The sequence below is a fragment of the Terrabacter sp. RAF57 genome (genome assembly GCF_052113925.1).
In the GTDB taxonomy this organism is placed as follows: Bacteria; Actinomycetota; Actinomycetes; order Actinomycetales; family Dermatophilaceae; genus Terrabacter.
Genome location: NZ_JBFRDT010000027.1, coordinates 1 through 18,937 on the forward strand (window position 1 = coordinate 1; position 18,937 = coordinate 18,937).

At 70.0% G+C, this 18,937-nt stretch carries 14 protein-coding genes; 7 read left to right on the plus strand and 7 right to left on the minus strand.

Annotated elements, in window-relative coordinates:
- Positions 1 to 375 precede the first annotated feature (375 nt).
- Positions 376 to 654: a hypothetical protein gene (locus tag AB4Y83_RS20600; protein WP_442276931.1), complete on the plus strand. Its 279-nt coding sequence runs from the start codon at positions 376 to 378 to the stop codon at positions 652 to 654.
- A 202-nt stretch (positions 655 to 856) separates the two neighbouring features.
- On the opposite strand, the gene AB4Y83_RS20605 is transcribed toward AB4Y83_RS20600, so the two are convergent.
- A complete protein-coding gene (locus AB4Y83_RS20605) occupies positions 857 to 2,077 on the minus strand; it encodes an amidohydrolase (protein ID WP_442276932.1) in 1,221 nt (406 codons plus the stop codon).
- Positions 2,078 to 2,511: 434 nt separating this feature from the next.
- On the opposite strand from AB4Y83_RS20605, the gene AB4Y83_RS20610 reads away from it, so the two are divergent.
- Positions 2,512 to 3,033, plus strand: a complete 522-nt coding sequence (locus tag AB4Y83_RS20610; protein WP_442276933.1) for a hypothetical protein — start codon at positions 2,512 to 2,514, stop codon at positions 3,031 to 3,033.
- Between the two features lie 655 nt (positions 3,034 to 3,688).
- On the opposite strand, the gene AB4Y83_RS20615 is transcribed toward AB4Y83_RS20610, so the two are convergent.
- The 6 genes from AB4Y83_RS20615 to AB4Y83_RS20640 all read right to left on the minus strand — a co-directional run bounded on the left by AB4Y83_RS20615 (position 3,689) and on the right by AB4Y83_RS20640 (position 7,754).
- The gene (locus AB4Y83_RS20615) at positions 3,689 to 3,811 is read right to left on the minus strand and encodes a hypothetical protein (protein WP_255358395.1); all 123 of its coding nucleotides are present in this window, start codon (positions 3,809 to 3,811) and stop codon (positions 3,689 to 3,691) included.
- A gap of 52 nt (positions 3,812 to 3,863) precedes the next feature.
- Positions 3,864 to 4,946 carry a cation diffusion facilitator family transporter gene (locus tag AB4Y83_RS20620; protein ID WP_442276934.1) on the minus strand — a complete coding sequence of 361 codons (1,083 nt, stop codon included), beginning with the start codon at positions 4,944 to 4,946 and terminating at the stop codon, positions 3,864 to 3,866.
- Positions 4,943 to 5,329 carry an ArsR/SmtB family transcription factor gene (locus AB4Y83_RS20625; protein WP_442276935.1) on the minus strand — a complete coding sequence of 129 codons (387 nt, stop codon included), beginning with the start codon at positions 5,327 to 5,329 and terminating at the stop codon, positions 4,943 to 4,945. The genes AB4Y83_RS20620 and AB4Y83_RS20625 overlap by 4 nt, the downstream gene beginning before the upstream one ends.
- A gap of 73 nt (positions 5,330 to 5,402) precedes the next feature.
- On the minus strand, positions 5,403 to 6,137 hold the full coding sequence (locus tag AB4Y83_RS20630) for a GAF and ANTAR domain-containing protein (protein ID WP_442276936.1): 735 nt from the start codon (positions 6,135 to 6,137) through the stop codon (positions 5,403 to 5,405).
- Between the two features lie 64 nt (positions 6,138 to 6,201).
- Positions 6,202 to 6,966, minus strand: a complete 765-nt coding sequence (locus AB4Y83_RS20635; protein WP_442276937.1) for a GAF and ANTAR domain-containing protein — start codon at positions 6,964 to 6,966, stop codon at positions 6,202 to 6,204.
- Between the two features lie 320 nt (positions 6,967 to 7,286).
- Positions 7,287 to 7,754 carry a GNAT family N-acetyltransferase gene (locus AB4Y83_RS20640; protein ID WP_442276938.1) on the minus strand — a complete coding sequence of 156 codons (468 nt, stop codon included), beginning with the start codon at positions 7,752 to 7,754 and terminating at the stop codon, positions 7,287 to 7,289.
- Positions 7,755 to 8,078: 324 nt separating this feature from the next.
- Here AB4Y83_RS20640 and serA point away from each other — a divergent pair, with 324 nt between their 5' ends.
- From serA to AB4Y83_RS20665, 5 genes are all read left to right on the plus strand, one after another.
- Positions 8,079 to 9,281 carry a phosphoglycerate dehydrogenase gene (serA, locus tag AB4Y83_RS20645; RefSeq protein WP_442276939.1) on the plus strand — a complete coding sequence of 401 codons (1,203 nt, stop codon included), beginning with the start codon at positions 8,079 to 8,081 and terminating at the stop codon, positions 9,279 to 9,281.
- A 195-nt stretch (positions 9,282 to 9,476) separates the two neighbouring features.
- Positions 9,477 to 10,148: a response regulator gene (locus AB4Y83_RS20650; protein WP_442298034.1), complete on the plus strand. Its 672-nt coding sequence runs from the start codon at positions 9,477 to 9,479 to the stop codon at positions 10,146 to 10,148.
- Positions 10,149 to 10,177: 29 nt separating this feature from the next.
- Positions 10,178 to 11,494, plus strand: coding sequence for a sensor histidine kinase (locus AB4Y83_RS20655; RefSeq protein ID WP_442276941.1), 1,317 nt, complete (start codon positions 10,178 to 10,180; stop codon positions 11,492 to 11,494).
- Positions 11,495 to 12,026: 532 nt separating this feature from the next.
- Entirely contained in the window at positions 12,027 to 13,058 is a 1,032-nt protein-coding gene (locus AB4Y83_RS20660) for an AfsR/SARP family transcriptional regulator (RefSeq protein ID WP_442276942.1), read from the plus strand.
- A gap of 274 nt (positions 13,059 to 13,332) precedes the next feature.
- Positions 13,333 to 18,870: a peroxidase family protein gene (locus AB4Y83_RS20665; protein ID WP_442276943.1), complete on the plus strand. Its 5,538-nt coding sequence runs from the start codon at positions 13,333 to 13,335 to the stop codon at positions 18,868 to 18,870.
- The last annotated feature ends 67 nt before the right edge of the window (positions 18,871 to 18,937 follow it).

An 18,937-nucleotide genomic window follows, 5' to 3' on the forward strand; every position in this document is an offset into this window, starting at 1 on the left:
GTCACCGTCACCTGGATCGAAAGGACCTACCACCGCCGACGCCGACAACGACCCCTCGGCAAACTAACGCCCATCGAGTTTGAGACCATCTACGCAGCCGCACACGCGGCCTGAAACCCCACACCACGCCTGTCAACCAGAGCGTCAGCAGTCCCGTGCCAGTAGCACGTTTGCTCAGGTCAGAGGTTTGGGGCACCACGGTCAGCACGAAGCGACGGAGCCGGTTCCATCCCTGGCGTATCGGCCGACTCATCCACTTTCAGGCCTCTGACCTGCGATACGTCTCCGCAGATAGCAGAGGACTGCGCCCGTGACTGTCGCCTCCCGACAGGGCAAACGACATCCGTCCCCGGGCTGCGGTCGGTACGTTGGCGTATGGCCACCTTCTACAGGTACAGCGACCGCATCAGCGAGATCACCGGCTACGCCATCTGGGCCCCGGCCTACCGACCCGCATTGGAGGTCGACGCCGGGGCCGCCGCCAACGCGCTGGACCTCGTCATCGGATCAGATCCCAGCGGTCTCTGCGCCATCTCCCCGAGCACGTTCCCGGGCTCGGCGCACGGCGAATGGGGCATCTGGGTGCCCGAGCAACTGCACCCAGCGTTCGAGACCGAGCTGGCGAAACACGGGCACGACGTCGTGGACGGCTGACACTGAGGGAGCGGCTCTGCGGTTGGGCCAGGGGTTTGCAAGCCGCGCCTCGGCCTGGAGGGTGGGCGCGCCGCCGTGGCTCACTCCGAAGTGGCTGTGAAGGCGTGATCTGTCAGGGTGGCCAGCCGGTCACCCAGGGCCGCCAGCGTCTGTCGGCTCGCTCGGTGTGCGGCTGCTCCCTCTGGGTCGTGGAAGCCTTGGTTCAGCCGGGCTCCTTGGCGAGGTAGGTCAGGGTCGCGACGACGAGCGCCGACGTGCCCGTGTCGAGCGTGGGCTGGATCAAGGGTGCGAAGTAGGGGGAGTGGTTCGGTGGTGCTGCGGAGGCGTCGGCGAACCCACCGACGCCCCAGTAGGCATACGGCGTCCCGAAGGCGTCCGGGATCCGGCTGAAGTCCTCACTGGCCGTCACCCGGCCGAGGTCGACCACCCGGTCGGCGAAGTGCTGCTCGAAGGCGCTGCGCACCGTCGCACCGACCTCGCGGTCGTTGGTCGTGAGGGGGTACTGGTCGTAGTAGTCGAACGTCGGTGCCTGCGGTGATCCGGCAGCGTCGCACTCCGCCCGCACGATGCGTTCGATCGCCGCAAGCACCTGGGCGCGGACGTCGTCGTCGTACGTGCGGACGTTGAGCAGCAGCACGGCTCGGTCGGCGATGACGTTGCTCTTCGTGCCGGCGACGCTGCTTCCGACGGTCACGACGGCGAACTCTCCGGGTTTGGTCTCACGGGCCACGATGGTCTGCAGCCTGACCACGATGGATGCTGCGAGCACGACGGGGTCGACGCTCAGGTGTGGCATCGAGCCGTGTGAGCCGATCCCGGAGACGGTGATCCGGATGCTGTCGCCTGCTGACATCACGGGACCGATGGTCGTTGCGACGGTCCCGGCCGGGAGGCCCAGGACGTGCTGGGCGAAAGCGACGTCGGGTCGTGGGATACGTCCGGTCAAGCCGGCATCGAGCATTCCTTGCGCGCCCGAGGCCGTCTCCTCGGCCGGCTGGAACAGGGCGACGAAGGTGCCGTGCCACAGGTCGCGTCGACTCGCGAGCAGCTGGGCGGCACCGAGGAGGCACGTGACGTGGACGTCGTGTCCGCAGGCGTGTGAGACCCCGACCGTCGCTCCGGTCTCGTCCGTGGCTTTGGCCGTGGACGCATACGGAAGGCCGGTCAGCTCGGTGACCGGCAGCGCGTCCATGTCGGCCCGGCACAGCACCGTCTGTCCGGACCCGTTCGGGAGTACGCCGACCACGCCACCACCCAGCTCGTGGATCTCGAACCCCCACCCGGTGAGCCGCTGGGCGACGGCCGCGGCTGTCTCGGACTCGCGTCCGCTCAGCTCCGGATGGGCATGCAGGTCGCGGTAGAAATCCTCTTGCCAGGCACATGTGTGGTGCAGCCCGGCCAGCACCTCGTCGGCGGATGTCATTCGGCGTCACCCCTCGTGGAGTTCGAAGAGCCGGTCTCACGGCGTGGTGACCGTACCCACCCAGGCTGTGAGATGGCTCCGAGGGCCACCTGCCCGCTGAGAGCGGCCGGCTGTCTCCGACGGTTCCACAGACCACCTGGGCGCGGGTACTTCCTCGGTCCGGCCACGACTTTCATCCCTCCGCGGAACGCGACTGACCGTCCTCGGGACCTGACCAGCGGCCATGCGGCGTCGACCTCTAGAACCCTTGGCCCGTAAGGGAATTCACGGGCGCGCGTCCCGTGCGGGCGCCTCTGACCGCCTGGGCGCCTACGTGCCCGGGATGGCCGAAAAACAGAGCTTCCCGAGTCATTGACAGCCGACTGTGCCGTCGAAAGGATGACCTCGTCGCCGCGCCCGGTCAGGGCGTCGGGACAACAAGACGGGGAGAAGCTGTGGACGTTATCAGTGGTTCACGCAAGGGCCTGATGGCCAAGGGGCTCACCCTGCTGCTCGCGGTTCCCGCGGCAGCCGTGGTGACGGCTCCGTCCAGCTACGCCGCCTGCGCGGAGGTGGGCAATGTCTATTACACGACGACTCAGTCGCCGACCTACCGCGGCGACTCGGACACCCGGACGTACGGGCGGAGTGGCGGCACCCTGACCATCGCTCTCGGCGAGTCGGTGACCACCGGGGGATCCATCACCGGAACCACGTCGGCAGAGGCCGGCGTCATCTTCGCGAAGGCAAGCGTGTCGGTTGGCGTCACCATCAAGAAGGACTGGACGAGTTCGGTGACCCGTTCGTACTCCTGGAAGGTCCCCTCGACGCAGTCGACCGGCTGGATCGAGGCGGGGCACCACGCCTACAAGGTCAGCTACACGAAGAAGACCCTCGTCGCTCCGTGCAACCTCCGCACCGACAAGACCGGCACGATCGTGGGCAACACCAGCGCCATCGAGTTCACCCACTCCTGAGTCGTCTCGGTGGTCCAGGCACACATCACCACTGCAGCCCCGGCCGGACCGGCTGGGGCTGCAGTGCCTTCGTCACGACCCCAGCGAGGACGGACACGGCGCGGGGGATGCCTCTCGGTTCTCGTGGCTGTCCTCGTCGCCTCGACCTCGGCCTGCTCGACCGGCCCCACGGCAGCCACAGACCACGGATCGGCTCGGGCTTCCGTCGGGGCAACGAGCGTTGCCCCGGTCTCGAGCGGCGCGTCGACCCCCGGCCCGCCGACCGTCGCCGCGGCGCCTACTGACCCGATGAATGATCTGAGGGCCAAGCACGGTCCCGCGGTGGGCCCCAGCCCCCTGTTGTCCGAGCGCGGGACGACGGCGGCGACGTACTCGTTGACGGCGACCTCGGGCTCCGAGGCCTTCGTCTCAGTGAGCTGCCCGGGTCCGGGTCGCTACACCGTCACTGGTGACGACGAGGTCCTCATCAGCAGCGTGTGCGCAGGAGCAGCCGCGGCAGACATCAGACTGCCGCTCGGGAGCATCGGCACGACGATCTCTGTGCAGGCTCCGGGACCCTATTGGCTGGTCATCGCACCTGTCGCCTGATGCGTCGCGGACGCACTTTCGCTGGTCGGCAAAGACCCCAGCCCTGCGTGAGGTCCGTCGGCCGGCACTACGAACGTGGCTGCACCGACACCGGACCGGCATCGGCGGACATGACACGCTCCTCGAACCATTGCAGGGTCAGCAGAAGACCGAAACCCAGGACGGGCGCAGTCAGGGCCAGGGCAATCACGGCGAGCTCCTCGCATAGGAAGGTCGTGCCGACGCGCCGCCCCGCCGACGCATCACACTGGTCTGCCACCTACCCGGAACACCCCCTTTTGGGACACGCGTTCTCGTGGCGCGCCGTCCTGGTGGGCCGGGTAGGCGTGAACCACAGCTGTCGTGAGCCTGGCCGTGGTGCGCACGAGCTCGGCCTCGGCACGGTGGGCGAGGGTGTGGGCAGCGACCAGGCTCGTCGTCGCGTCGACGTCGAGCTCGGCCTCCGCGTGGATCTCGTGGCCGATCCAGCGCATTCGCACGCTGCGGACTGCGGTCACGCCCGGTACCCGGGAGAGGGTGCGCTCGGCCGACTCGACGAGCGAGGGGTCGATCCCGTCCATGAGCCGACGGAGGACGTCGCGGGCCGCGGTGCGCAGCACCAGGACGATCGCGACGGTGATGGCGAGGCCGATGACGGGGTCGGCCCAGGTCCAGCCGACTGCGACCCCACCTGCTCCCACGAGCACCGCGAGGGAGGTGAAGCCATCGGTCCGCGCGTGGTGGCCGTCGGCCACGAGGGCCGCCGAGCCGATGGCCCGGCCCTCGCGGATGCGGAAGATCGCGACGGTCTCGTTGCCGATGAAGCCGACGAGTCCCGCCACGGCGACCCATCCCACGTTGTCGACCGGCGCCGGGTGCAGGAGGCGGTCGACGGCCTCCCATCCGGCGAGCACGGCCGAGAGGGCGATCATGGCGATGACGAAGAGTCCGGCGAGGTCCTCGGCGCGGCCGTAGCCGTACGTGTAACGGCGGGTGGCGGCGCGCCGGCCGAGCACGAAGGCGATCCAGAGCGGTACCGCGGTGAGCGCGTCGCTGAAGTTGTGGATCGTGTCGGCCAGCAGCGCCACCGAGCCGGACACGTAGACGACGCCCAGCTGCGCGAACGCGGTGACGCCGAGGACGACGAGGCTGATCTTCACCGCACGGATACCGCGGGCGCTCGACTCCAGGGCCGAGTCGACGGAGTCCGCGGCGTCGTGCGAGTGCGGGGTGACCGCGTGGCGGAGCCGAGCCCACCGGCTCGCGTGCCCATGGGAGTGCCCGGGGTGCTGTCGGGCGCCGTGCCGGTCGTGTGGGTGGTCGTGGTCGTGGTCGGCGGTGTTCATCGGGACTGCTCGTTCCTGCCGATCGGGGAGATGCTCGGTCCGGCCGACCGGTGGTGAGCGGGGACGCCGTCCGACGCGTGCTCGGCATGGTGGATCGCGTCACGGACGAGGCTGGCCACGTGGTCGTTCTCGACCCGGTAGAAGACCTGGTTCCCCTCGCGCCGGGTGCGCACCATGCGGGCCATCCTCAGCTTGGCGAGATGCTGGGAGACGGAGGGCGCTGCCTTGCCGAGGGCCTCGGCGAGCTCGTTCACCGGACGCTCGACGTCGCGCAGCGCCCAGAGCAGCCGGATCCGCGTGCCGTCGGCGAGCATCCGGAAGACCTCGACGGCCAGCTCGACCTGGTCGTCGGGTAGCCCATCAGTCTGCCTATCTGCATCCATACGCAGATTGTAACGATGCCTCCATGGACGAGGACGGGGGAGGGCCGACAGGGGCACGGGGTCGACCCACCGTTCACCTCCGGGGTCTGGTGAGCGTGGGGTGCCGGTCGGGCTCGTTGACGACCTCGGTCGCGACGGCGCTCAGACCGAGGCCCGCGCCTCGTGCGTACGAGCGCAGGAGCGTGAAGGCGTCGTCGACGCTGATGCCGTGGATGCGCGAGAGGATGCCCTTGGCCTGCTCGATGCTGATCCGGCTGACCAGCGCGTACTGCAGCTGCTCGGTGAGGACGCCGCTGGCCCGGATGGAGCGCTCCTGCAGGATGCCGATCGTGGCGATGTCGGCGACGGCCTGGACGACGCGTACGTCCGCGTCCTCGAGGGGATGCGCGTGGACGCTGAGCAGCGTGAGTGCACCGATCGCCGTGCCCTGGTGCCGCAGCGGTAGCGCGTGCACCGACTGGTAGCCCATGGAGGTGGCGAGTGCCGCGAACGCCGGCCACCGGCGGTGGGCCTCGCCGTCACGCAGGTCGGTGTTGACCACCGGCCCACCGGTGTGGAAGCAGTCCTGGCACGGACCGCTCTCGCTCTGCACGGCAAGTGCCTCGAGCAGCCGGACCGACTGCTCGGAGGCCGCCACGAACTGGAGTCGCCCGGTCGGATCGCCCAGGACGATCCCGGCCGCGCTGGCCGCGCTGATCGTCGCTGCCTTCTCGGCGACGAGCTCGAGGAACTCGATGATGTCGAAGTCGGCGACGAGGGTGTCGGCGACGGCGACGAAGACGTCGGTGAGCTTGTCGAGGGCGATCACGAGCGGTCAGCTCCTTTCGGCAGGCGCGCGCGTGGGCGCGTGGTCCGCGGACGGTGTCGAGGCGTCATCGGTACTCCCCGGGATCGTGAGGGGGATGGTCCCGCTGCAGATGGAGTATGCCGTCGATGACGTCCCGGGCCACGGCAGCGATGTCCTGGCCGGCTGCGAAGGCGTGTCCGCGCAGGCGTGCCATCGCCTCGGCGGGCTTCACCCCCAGGTCGACCATGACCATCCCCTGCGCCTGGTAGACCTCCATCCGGTGGGCCAGGACGTCGTCGAGCCCCTCCGGAGCCCGGCCCTCGGAGGCCCCAGCCTGCTCCTGGAGCAGCAGCCGGAGGGCGACCTCGGCGAAGCCGTAGCCCGACGCCAGGGCTTCGGCGGAGAGCGGACCGGCCTGACTGCGGTAGATGTCGAGCACCCCCACCCGCGCCGAGCCGATCTGCAGGGGGAAGGCGAACACCGCGCCGACCCCGAGCTCGGCCGCGCGCGGGCCGTAGATCGGCCATCGGTGCGACCCGGCTCCCACGAGGTCGGGCTCGAGCATCGGCCGGCGCGAGGCATGGGCGTCCAGACAGGGACCCTCGCCCAACGTGAACTGCAGCTCCTCGAGACTGCGGCTACGAGGACCCGCCCAGGCGGCGATCCCGGCCGACCCGTGTCCCTCACCGACCAGGCTGATGCCTGATCCCGACGCCGGGAGGTGACGCACCAGGGCGGCGCACAGGCGGGTCAAGGTGCTCACGAGTCCGTCGGCTCCCGCCGGGAGAGGCTCGTCGGCGAGCTGCAGCAGGATCCGAGCCACTGCTGGGTCCGGCCGGGACGTCGTCACGGGCAACCTCGGTTCTGGGGCATGAACCACCAGCCCGCCGCCGAGGTCCGGGGTCGACCGGCCTGAGATGGCTCCACCCTACGCCTCGTCCTCCGGACGACCGTCGTCCTGACGAGGTAGGAAGGCGCAGCCCGCTCGGGTGGGGTGAGCGGGCCGCGCCGGGTGCACCAGCAGCAGGGGGGTTGCTGCTGGGGCGTGGGCGCGCCCGCCGAGACAGGGGAGCATCGACGGGCGCGCGAGAGTGAGAGTGCCACAGCAGGCTGAGCGAATCCTGCACGCCACGCCGACGGGAAAATCGCAGGTGCCGGGCCATCGCGACGTCAGGTGCGCAGCTCCATCCGGCGCTCCGGCGGCTCATCGATCGGCCACCTCTCCGGGACTCCGGTGTCGACGAAGCCGGCCCGTTCGTACGCCGTCCGCGCCCGGACGTTGTCGTGGCGGACCATGAGATAGGTCGACATCCCCTGGGCAGCAGCCCAGTCCGTCACCGCGCGGATGAGGTGACCCGCCAGTCCGGTGCCTCGCGCATCCGGGGCCACCCACATCGAGATCAGCTCGACCCACTCCGCTCCCGCGGGTTGTCCGCTGACGACACCGACGTCCCTCGTCCCGTCGTGCGCCAGGAGGGTCAGCGGAACCTGGGTCAGGCGGGACCGCCAGCGCTCGGCAGGGGCATCGACCCAGTCGGCGTACCGCGAGCCGAAGGCTTCCGGTGACTCGGACAACGACGCGAGCCGCGCCGATCGGAACCGCTCCCAGTCGTCTGCTCCGATGCGCGTGATCTCCACGCCGCGAACCTAGCAAGTGCGCCGGGCGCCCACGCGGTCATGGCGTATGCGTGGCGCTGGCTCCGCGGTGACGGCCCGTCACCGCGTCGCTCCGCCCCAGTCGCAGTAGCCCGTTCCGGACTTGCGCCCGAGTCCTCGGGACTGGCGACTCCTCCTCCACCATGCGCACGGCCTCGAGGTTTCCAACTGGTGGCCACGTGAGCCCGACCGGAGCATGCGTGACACCATCGGGTCGGTCGACCCCGGTGTGGCAGGCGCGCTCGAGCCGCAGCCCACCGACCCGCTAGCACCACAAACCGTCCTGCCCCGGACAAGGAGGCGCCCGTGAAGGTCCTGCTGCTGGAGAACGTTCACCCCGTCGCCGTCGAAGCCTTTCGAAGCAACGGCCACGACGTCGAGGTCCGGTCCGGATCCCTCACCGAGGGCGAGCTCATCGACGCTCTGGTCGGAGTCTCGCTCCTGGGGATCCGGTCCAACACGAAGGTCACCCAGCGGGTGCTCGCAGCGGCCGACGACCTCCGCGCCGTCGGGTGCTTCTGCATCGGGACCAACCAGGTCGACCTCACCGCGGCAGCCGCGCACGGGGTCCCGGTCTTCAACGCACCCTTCTCGAACACGAGGAGCGTCGTCGAGCTGGTCATCGGCGAGATGCTCGCCCTGGCCCGTCGTCTGCCCGAGAAGACCCAGCGCATGCACGACGGGATCTGGGACAAGTCCGCGCGGGGGAGCCACGAGACGCGTGGTCAGACCCTCGGGATCGTCGGCTACGGCAACATCGGCACCCAGCTGTCCAACGTCGCCGAGGCCATCGGCCTCCACGTCGTCTTCTACGACACCGCGGACCGGCTGGCGCACGGGAACGCCCGGCGCCTGGGCTCGCTGGAGCAGCTGCTCGCCGAGTCCGACATCGTCAGCCTGCACGTCGACGGTCGACCCGGCAACGCAGGCCTCTTCGGCGACGAGCAGTTCTCGCTCATGAAGCCCGGCTCGGTGTTCATCAACGCCTCTCGCGGCATGGTGGTCGACGACCAGGCGCTGCGCGCGCACATCCTCTCCGGTCACCTCTCCGGTGCGGCCATCGACGTGTTCCCGTCCGAACCCAAGGCCCAGGGCGACCCGTTCGAGTCGCCGCTGCGAGGCCTCGACAACGTCATCCTCACCCCGCACGTGGGTGGCTCGACCCAGGAGGCGCAGGAGGAGATCGGGTCCTTCGTCGCGGCCAAGCTGCTCGGGTTCGTGCAGTCCGGTGTCACCTCCCTGTCGGTGAACCTGCCCGAGGTGTCGGCGCCGCCGGCCGACGGCGGCGGCTTCCGGGCCGGCTACCTCCACCACAACGTGCGCGGGGTGCTCGCGTCGATCAACCAGACGCTCTCCGAGGCAGGTGCCAACATCACCGGGCAGTCGCTCTCGACCCGCGGTGAGCTCGGCTACGTCATCACCGACACCGACGTGGCCCTGTCGGACGAGACCCTGGAGCAGCTGCGGCAGCTCGAGGAGACCGTCTGGCTCCGGACCTGGGCGACCTGACGGACGGCTCCGCGCCGGGGCCACAGAGCTCGGTGACTCCGGCATCCGCAGAGACAGAACGAACTACCGTCCCAAGTGCCCGAATCGTCCCGGTCTGGGCCTCTGACCTGCGGATTCGTGAGACGCGGGCCCCCGCCGTCCGCATAATTTCTCAGTGAGGGGCTCGGGGGAGCCCGGAACGTGGGGGTGGGGACAATGAGCGTGACACTGGGAGTGGGGCCCGGGGTGGGGGTACTCGAGGACTACGTCCGCGTGCTCGTGGTGGACGACCACCAGGCCGTGGCGTCGGCGATGGCGCTGGCGATCGGCCTGCAGGCCGGGCTGGAGTGCATCGGGTCGGCGAACTGCGCTTCAGAGGCGCGCGCGTCCGTCGCCGCTCTGCGTCCCGACGTCATCGTCATGGACGTCAACCTCGGTGACGGGGACGGCATCGAGCTCGCTGCCGAGCTCATCCGTGAGGACCCGCGACTGCGTGTCGTCGTGCTCACGGCCGACGTCGACCAGACCCTGCTGCGCCGCGCCGCCGATGCGGGCGCGAGTGCCCTGCTGCTCAAGGACGGCACGCTCACCGAGCTCTTCGAGGCGTTGCGCGGCTGCAAGGGAGACGGGTTCGTCGTGCATCCGCGGGTCCTGCGTGACCTCCTGCGCTGCCCCCCTGTCTCGAACCACACGCCGCTGACGGTCCGGGAGACCGAGGTGCTGATGCACCTCTCGGAGGGACACAACGTCGYGACGATCTCCGGACGTCTGGGGATCACGCGCCTCACGTGCCGTGGCTACGTGAAGAACATCATGGTCAAGCTCAACGCGCACTCGCAGCTCGAGGCGGTCGTGACGGCTCGACGGTTCGGACTGATCGGCTCCTGACCGTGCGCCTGCGACCCCGAAGGTGGTCGATGGGGGACTCTCACACCGTCCGCGGCCGAGCCGTTCGACGCTTCCTGCTGTGGAGCCTCATCGCGTTGACGGCGTGCGCCGGCGGCGTGAGCCTGGCCGTCAAGGCGGCAGCCCGTGACATCGCGGTCCGTGACGCCAGCACGCACGGGATCTCCTTCGCGCGCGACGTCGTCGCGCCGCTCATCAGTGCAGCCGTCCGCCGAGGTGACCCCGGCTCCGACCGCATCCTCGACGCCGTCGTGGGCAGCCCGCTGCGTGACGACTCCCTGGTGCGGATCAAGGTCTGGGGCGTGGGCGGCCAGGTCATCTGGTCCGATGTGCACGAGCTGCACGGCGAGACCTTCACCCTCGAGCCCGAGGAGGCCGCCCTCTTCGGGACCACCTCGTCGGTGGCGACCCTCTCGGACCTCTCGAAGGAGGAGAACCAGCACGAGCAGGGGTACGACGAGCTCCTCGAGGTGTATGCCGGGGCCGTCGACTCCGAGGGCAAGCCGATCCTCGTCGAGTCGTACTGGAACAGCGACCGGATCGTCCGCGACGAGATCGTCATCTCGACCCGCATCCTGCCGCTGGCGATCGGCGCCCTCGTCCTGTTCATCCTGACGGTGATCCCGTTGGCCCTCTCGCTCGCCCGGCGCGTCGACCAGGCTCAGGCAGAACGGTCGTCACTCCTGCGCCATGCGCTGGCCGCCTCTGACGTGGAGCGCCGCAAGATCTCGCGCGAGCTGCACGACGGGCTCATCCAGGACCTGACGAGCCTCGGCTACTCGCTTCCCGCTGTCGCGGCGGAGCTCCCGGCCCAGTCGACCTCGGCTCGCGGGGTGCTCGAGTCGGTGGGCCGTCGGCTCCAGGGTGACATCGCCTCGCTGCGAGGGCTGCTCACCGACCTCTACCCGGTCGGTCTCGCCCGCGAGGGGCTCGAGGCCGCCGTCGAGCAGCTCGCGCAACCCGTCCGTGCCGAGGGGGTCGACGTCACGATCGACGTCGACCGACGCCTCAAGGAGATCTCGGCCGAGTCCACCCAGTTCGCCTACCACGTCGTGCGGGAAGGCCTGCGCAACGTCGTGAAGCACGCCCACGCCCGGACCGTGTCCGTCGTCGCGACCGTCGACGGCAGCGACGTCGTGGTGACGGTCGACGACGACGGGGTGGGTGGCCCCTTCCCGGCGCCGGCGAAGGGCCACCTCGGACTGCGCCTGCTGCAGGACGACGTCGCCGACATCGGCGGCGAGGTCAGCCTGGGCGCCCTGCCCGGTGGCGGATCGCGTCTGCGAGCCCGCTTCCCCCAGAGGTTCGCCTGGTCCTGGGCACCCTGAGGGCGTACGCCTCCGGGTCGCGGGCTGCCGGTCAAGGCGCACCCCCCCAAATAGGGGGTTGACGGCACCCCCAAGGAGGGTCGCATGCGGCCCCCTCTTCGGCACTGTTGTGGCACAAGGGTGCTCAGCACCATGGATGCATGGGGAAAGAGCAGTTCGGGTGGGGGCGCCGACAGGGGAGTGGACGACGTCGACGTGTCGCGGACGACACGTCGCCGACCCGGCGGCGCGCGTGCCGGCCCGATCGCGCGACGGAGTGCCCAACCATCACCGGGGAGTCGGTGCCGTCGTCGGCGGCCGCCGTTCTCCTGTTCGTGACCGCGGGCGCGCCCGCGGTCAGAGTCGTGACTCTCACGGCAGACGGCGTTGCGACGACAGGCGGCTCGATCTCCCCCGTCCGTCCCGGGCGTGCCGGTCACGTCACGCACTGCGCCGATGCAACCCCCTCGTGGGAGTCCCGCGGCGGCCGGTCAGGTCGGCGGTGTGGCCGTCGGCCTGACCGTGCCGCTGTCACCGTCGACGAGGCGCGGACATGAGCATCCACGTGGCGCGCACCGTCACGGTGGCGCCGACCGGCCGACGTCCGGGCACGGCCGCGGTGCAGGTGAACCTGCTCGGCGGCCTGCACGTGCGCGTCGGGACCGCTGTCCTCGGACCACGTCAGCTCGGCGGCGTCAAGCCCCGCCACCTGCTCATCGCGCTCGCGGTGGCCCGCGGCGTCCCGGTGTCGAAGGAGGCGCTGGTCTCGATCCTGTGGGGCGACGACCGGCCCGCGGCGGCGACGGCGACCCTCGAGTCCTACGTGTGTGTGCTGCGCAAGCACCTCCAGGTCCCGGGCGCACCCCGGCAGGGGACGATCATGACCCGCGCCGGGTGCTACTCGCTGGACCTGGACCAGGTCGACCTCGACGTCGCGACGCTCGCCCGTGACGTCGGACGGGTCCTGCACCCGAGCGTCCGACCCGAGGTGGCACTGCCCCTGCTGCGCCGGACTCTTGCCGTCGCCAGGACCCCGCTGCTGCCGGACGAGGCGAGCGCCCTCTGGCTGGACGCGGCGCGCGCGGAGCACGAGCGGATGACGAGCGAGTGGCTCGTCGCCGCGGCCGAGAAGGTCGTGGACCTCGCGCCCGGCGATGCGACCCGCTGGGCCCGTCAGGCCATCGAGGCCGACTCGCTCGACGAGGGTGCCTGGTACGCCTACCTGCACAGCAAGGACGTGTCCGGGCACCATGCAGAGGGCCTGAGGGCGTATGCCCGGTGCCGCAGGGTGTTCGCCGACGAGCTCGGGTGTGCGCCCGGGCCGCGGCTGCAGGAGATGTATGGGCGCTTGCTCGGAGGTCCCGACGCGGGCGACTCCGAGCTCGAGGGCCTCATCGATGCCGTCGTCCGCCTTCACCGGGTCTCTCGCGGCGGGTTCGCCGCCGGGGACGTCCCCGACTCCGGCCCCGACTCCGGGACCGGCAGGCGGGGCCCGGCTGCCGACGAGGCCCGACACGCGCTCGCCGCACTCGTGCGGTGCGCGTCCTCGGCGCCATCACGACCGATCCGTTCGGCCAGCGCATGACGCCCGGGAGCCCCGGGCGGCAGCGCTCTCCGGGAGTCACGCCGAGCCGGCAAGCGGTGCCGGCACGGCGCACTTCCAATCCGTTCCACACGCACTCATCGGGTCTGCACAGGACCACGTCGGGGACACCAACAACAACTCACAAGGCAGGTGTGCAATGAAACGCTCAACCGGCAAGTCTCCCGGGCGGACTCACGCCCGGATCCTCGGCGTGGACGCTCGTCGGTCCGCGCACCGGGCGGGGCCGCAGCCACTAGCGGTCCGGTTCCGGTGGGTGGCAGCGAGCGTCGCGTTCGTCGTGCCGTTCGCCATGGTCGTGCCGCTCGCCGTCACGTCCGCGCAGGCCGCTCCCGCACCCGCGGGCAACGGCTTCGTGGTGACGGCATCCGACATCGCCTACATCCTCAAGCAGATCAAGATCGCCGAGCGCCACTCGGCGACGGAGACGGCGTCGAACCGCTGTGGCACGCTGGTGGGCCCCGGCCCCGACCAGGTCCCCGACCGGCTGACGTCCTACGGACTCCGCACCGTCGACGGCTCGTGCAACAACCTCTTCGCCGGCCGTGAGAAGTTCGCGGCCGCCGATGTCCCGTTCCCACGACTGACGACACCGGACTTCCGTGCGGCAGAGACGAACCCGCCACTGTTCGGGCCGCCTGTCGCCACGTCGTACGCCCAGAAGAAGGGCAACGTCTTCGACAGCCAGCCCCGGCTGGTGAGCAACCTCATCGTCGACCAGACCTCGACGAACCCGGCGGCCATCGCCGCGGCTGAGTTCCCGGTCCGGGCCCAGGGCGGCAACAAGGTCATCGCCTGCACGACCGACCCGACCCCGGCGGTCCCGCTCGGTGTGCCGGCGAACTGTGTGCCTTCGCACAAGACGCTCTTCATCGAGAACGTCACGACGGACGTCGGGCTCTCCCCGCCGTTCAACTCGGTCTTCACCTTCTTCGGCCAGTTCTTCGACCACGGCGTCGACCAGACGGTCAAGAGCGGCGGCACGGTCTTCGTCCCGCTGCGCGCCGACGACCCGCTGATCACGGCGGGTCCGGACGGCATACAGGGCAACGGTGACGAGGTGCCGGCCAACCAGGCTTTCATGGTCCTGACCCGCGCCCAGAACCAGCCCGGTCCGGACGGGATCCTCGGTGACAACCCGGCCACGACCGTGGACGAGTCCGCCGACGACATCCAGAACGCGAACAACACGGACAGCCCCTGGGTCGACCAGTCGCAGACGTACACCTCGCACAGCTCGCACCAGGTCTTCCTCCGCGAGTACACGAACGTCGGTGGACGGCCCGTCTCCGACGGTCGCTTCCTCGACGGTGGACCGGTCGGAGAGGCCTACCCGGGCTCGCCCGACGGCAGCGGCGGGCTGGCCACGTGGGCCGGCATCAAGAAGCAGGCGGCAGACCTGCTCGGCCTGCGTCTCGTCGATGCGGACGTCACGAACATCCCGATGATCGCCGCCGACCCCTACGGCAACTTCCTGCCCGGCCCGGCTCGCGGTCTCCCGCAGTACGTGACGACGGCCAACACTCTCGTCGAGGGCTGCCGCACGACCGACGTCGGCTGCGCCGGCCCGGTGCCGGCACCGGCCAACGTCCAGCACTTCGACACGCCGTTCCTCACCGACATCGCGCACAACGCCGACCCGTCCGGTGGGCTCACGCCGGACACGGACACCACGCCGTCGACCGACTTCGCGCACCAGCCGGCCGGCACCTACGACGACGAGCTGCTCAACGCACACTTCATCTGCGGTGACGGACGGTGCAACGAGAACATCGCCCTGTCCTCGATCCACCAGGTGTTCCACTCGGAGCACAACCGCCTGGTCGACGACATCGCCAACACGCTGAACAACAACCCGTCGCTCCTCGCCGACTTCCAGGCCCCGCACCGCCTCACGGCCGCGGGCGCGGACGTCAGCTACGGCTACGGCGGACGCCTCTTCCAGGCAGCCCGCTTCGTGACGGAGATGGAGTACCAGCACCTCGTCTTCGAGGAGTTCGGTCGCAAGGTGCAGCCGGCGATCCGGCCGTTCCACGTCTACTCGCCTGACATCAACCCGGCCGTCCAGGCCGAGTTCGCCCATGCCGTCTACCGGTTCGGGCACTCGATGCTCGACGACGACGTGGCGCGCACGACGACCGAGGCCAACGGTGCCAAGACGGACAACTCGCTCCCGCTGCTCACGGCGTTCCTCAACCCGCCTGAGCTCTTCGCGAGAACCCACGGGGCGAGTCCGACCTCCTACACCGCGCGCGAGGGAGCGGGAGCGATCTTCATGGGCTCCTCCGACCAGGCCGGCAACGAGATCGACGAGTTCGTGACCGAGACCCTCCGCAACAACCTGCTGGGTCTGCCGCTCGACCTCCCGACGCTCAACATGGCCCGTGCCAGGGACGCGGGCATCCCGCGGCTCAACGACCTGCGCCGGCAGATCTTCGCGCAGACCAACGACGGCCAGCTCGCGCCGTACACCGACTGGACCGACTTCGGGCAGCACCTCAAGCACCCCGAGTCGCTGGTCAACTTCGTCGCGGCCTACGGACAGCACCCGTCGATCGTCGGTGCCACGACGGCAGCCGCCAAGCGCAATGCTGCCCGGGCGATCGTCAACCCGCTCGCCACCGACGTCCCGCCGGCCGACGCGGCCGACTTCATGTTCGGTACGGGTGCCTGGGCCAACGCAGGCGGTCGCACCACCACCGGTGTCGACGACGTCGACCTGTGGGTCGGCGGCCTCGCCGAGGTGACGAACCTCTTCGGCGGCCTGCTGGGCTCGACCTTCAACTACGTCTTCCAGACGCAGATGGAGAGCCTGCAGGACGGCGACCGCTTCTACTACCTGCTCCGGACTCCCGGGATGAACCTCCGCACCCAGCTCGAGGGCAACTCCTTCTCCGAGATGATCCAGCGCAACACCGAGGGGACGAACTCGCTCAAGGCCGACGCCTTCGCCACGGCTGACTGCAAGTTCCAGATGTCGTTCCTGAACGACCCGCTGAACTCCCCGAACACGCTGGTCCGCGCAGCGACTCCCGACGTGCCGGCAAGCCTGACGGGCGCCGGAACGCTCAAGGACGACCCGGCCACGGCCGACTGCGACGAGAACCTGTTGCTGCTCAAGAAGGCTGACGGCGCGATCGCCTACCGCGCGATCAACACCGTCGACCCGGCGGGCATCAACGGGCAGTCGGTCTACAACGGCACCGCCGCCGTGGACCGGATCATCGGTGGCAACGACAACGACACCTTCTGGGGTGGCCTCGGCAACGACGTCATCGAGGGCAACGGCGGAGACGACATCGCGCTCGGTGGCGAGGGCGACGACATCATCACCGACCTCGGTGGTGCGGACGTGCCCAAGGGCGGCCCCGGCGACGACGCGATCGATGCCGGCATCGGGGACGACATCCCGATGGGTAACGAGGGTCAGGACTTCATCAACGGTGGAGCCAACGACAACGAGACCTTCGCAGGCCCCGGCAATGACTTCGTCATCGCCGGCCAGGGTGCCGACGCCGTCTTCGGAGACGGTGGCGACGACTGGATCGAGGGCGGCTCGGGGCAGGACCTGCTCCAGGGCGACCACGGTGCGCCGTTCTTCGACGACCCGGCCCAGACGGCACCCGGCAACGACATCTTCGTCGGCCAGGTCGGCGAGAACGACTACGACGCCGAGGGCGGAGACGACCTCATGTCGCAGAACGCGGCCGTCGACCGCAACGCTGGCGCCGGCGGCTTCGACTGGGCCTTCCACCAGTACGACACCGTGGGCGGTGACGACGACATGGAGATCAACAACAACCTCGTCGGCGTCCCGATCCAGCTCGTCGTGAACCGCGACCGTTGGCAGGAGACCGAGGCCGACTCGGGCTCGAACTTCAACGACGTCATCAAGGGTCACGAGGTCGCTCCGTCGACCTTGGGCGGTGCCGGGTTCACCGGGTGCAACGCACTCGACCCGACCGGTGTCGCACGCATCGGCGGACTCAACCGCCTGGTCTCGACCTTCCCGAGCCAGCTGGCACCCATCGTCGCGGCCTCCGCCGCCGGCTACTGCCCACTCACCGGACAGGCCGGCACGGTTGCCGGAACCGGGACGGTCTGGGCCGAGGGCGACATCCTGCTCGGTGGCGGTGGCAGTGACACCATCACCGGCCGGGGCGCCGATGACATCATCGACGGCGACCACGCCCTGTCCGTGCGGATCAGCTACCGCACCAACCCGGCCGACCCCACCACCCAGACCGGCACGACGGACCTGATGGAGAACAAGGCGGTGCCCGCGACCACCACGAACCCGTGGGGAACCGGCACCACCGGCATGACGCTCCAGCAGGCGGTCTTCGCCGGACTGGCCGACCCGGGCAACCTGGTCGCGGTCCGTGAGATCACGGGCATGGGCACCACAGCAGCCACCGGCGCCGCAGGTGACTGCGCCCTCGGAGCTGCCGCGGTCAACTGCGACGTCGCGGTCTTCACCGGGACCTTGGCGTCCTACACGATCACGCCGAACGCCAACGGCAGCATCACCGTCGACAGCAACGGCGGAGCCGACGGCATCGACACCGTGTGGAACGTCGAGCGCCTGCAGTTCAGCGACGCGACCCTGCCTGTGGCAGTGCCCGCCGCGCCCAGCATCACGAGCCTGGTCGCAGGCAACGCCTCGGTGACGGTCAACTTCACCGGGCCTGCCACCGCGACGAGCTTCGCGATCCGGGTCTTCTCCGGGACCGACACGACCGTCGCTCCGGTCCAGACCATCACCGGGATCTCGCGCACCGCGACCTCCCGCCTCGTCACCGGTCTCACCAACGGCACGCTCTACACCTTCCAGGTGGCCGCGGTGAACCAGTTCGGCACCGGACCGGCGGCATCGGGGACGGCGACACCCGTCGCCCCGACCGCACCGGCAGCACCGACGATCGGCACGGCCACACCGGGCAACGCCTCGGCCACCGTCCGGTGGACCGCGGGAGCCAACGGAGGCTCGCCCATCACCGGGTTCTCCGTGCGGGTGGTCAACGTCGCTACCAACACCCAGGTGGGTGCCCTTCGCCCAGCGGGTGCGGCGGCGACCAGCCTGGTCGTCACGGGGCTGACCAACGGGACGGCATACCGCTTCCAGGTCGCTGCGGTGAACGCCGCCGGCACGAGCGCCCTCTCGGCCCTGTCGAACTCGGTCACGCCGGCGACCGCACCGGCTGCCCCGACGATCGGCACGCCCACCCGGGGCAACGCCTCGGCCACCGTCCGGTGGACTGCGGGAACCAACGGAGGCTCGCCCATCACCGGGTTCTCCGTGCGGGTGGTCAACGCTGCTGGAACCCAGGTGGGTGCCCTTCGCCCAGCGGGTGCGGCGGCGACCAGCCTGGTCGTCACGGGGCTGACCAACGGGACGGCGTACCGTTTCCAGGTCGCTGCGGTGAACGCCGTCGGCACGAGCGCCTTCTCGGCTCTGTCGATCGCGGTGACGCCGGCAACCGTTCCCGGCGCTCCCGTCATCGGGACCGCCACGGCCGGAGTCGCCGGTGGTGCGATCAACGCGACAGCGCGGTGGACGCCTCCGGCAGCGACTGGTGGCTCGGTCATCACCGGCTACCGGGTCTCGGCGCTGCGCATGAGTGCAGCGGGAGCGGTCCTCGCGACCACCGTCTCAGCGGTGCAGCCGAGCACGGCCCGGTCGCTCGTGATGACACTGCCGGTCGCCGGTAACTACCGGTTCACCGTCCAGGCCGTCAACGCGGTGGGAGGCGGGGCCCAGTCGGCCCGGTCGAACCTCGTGGCCGGCCGGTAGTCCGGTAAGCAAGCAGGAGGGTGGTGGCCCCGCAGGGGTCACCACCCTCCGTCGTGTGGGGGCGTGA

Coding starts and splice junctions, on each gene's coding strand:
- AB4Y83_RS20655 (WP_442276941.1), top strand. CDS start 10,178: ATGGGGGACTCTCACACCGTCCGCGGCCGAGCCGTTCGACGCTTCCTG.
- AB4Y83_RS20625 (WP_442276935.1), bottom strand. CDS start 5,329: ATGGATGCAGATAGGCAGACTGATGGGCTACCCGACGACCAGGTCGAG.
- AB4Y83_RS20600 (WP_442276931.1), top strand. CDS start 376: ATGGCCACCTTCTACAGGTACAGCGACCGCATCAGCGAGATCACCGGC.
- AB4Y83_RS20605 (WP_442276932.1), bottom strand. CDS start 2,077: ATGACATCCGCCGACGAGGTGCTGGCCGGGCTGCACCACACATGTGCC.
- AB4Y83_RS20660 (WP_442276942.1), top strand. CDS start 12,027: ATGAGCATCCACGTGGCGCGCACCGTCACGGTGGCGCCGACCGGCCGA.
- AB4Y83_RS20620 (WP_442276934.1), bottom strand. CDS start 4,946: ATGAACACCGCCGACCACGACCACGACCACCCACACGACCGGCACGGC.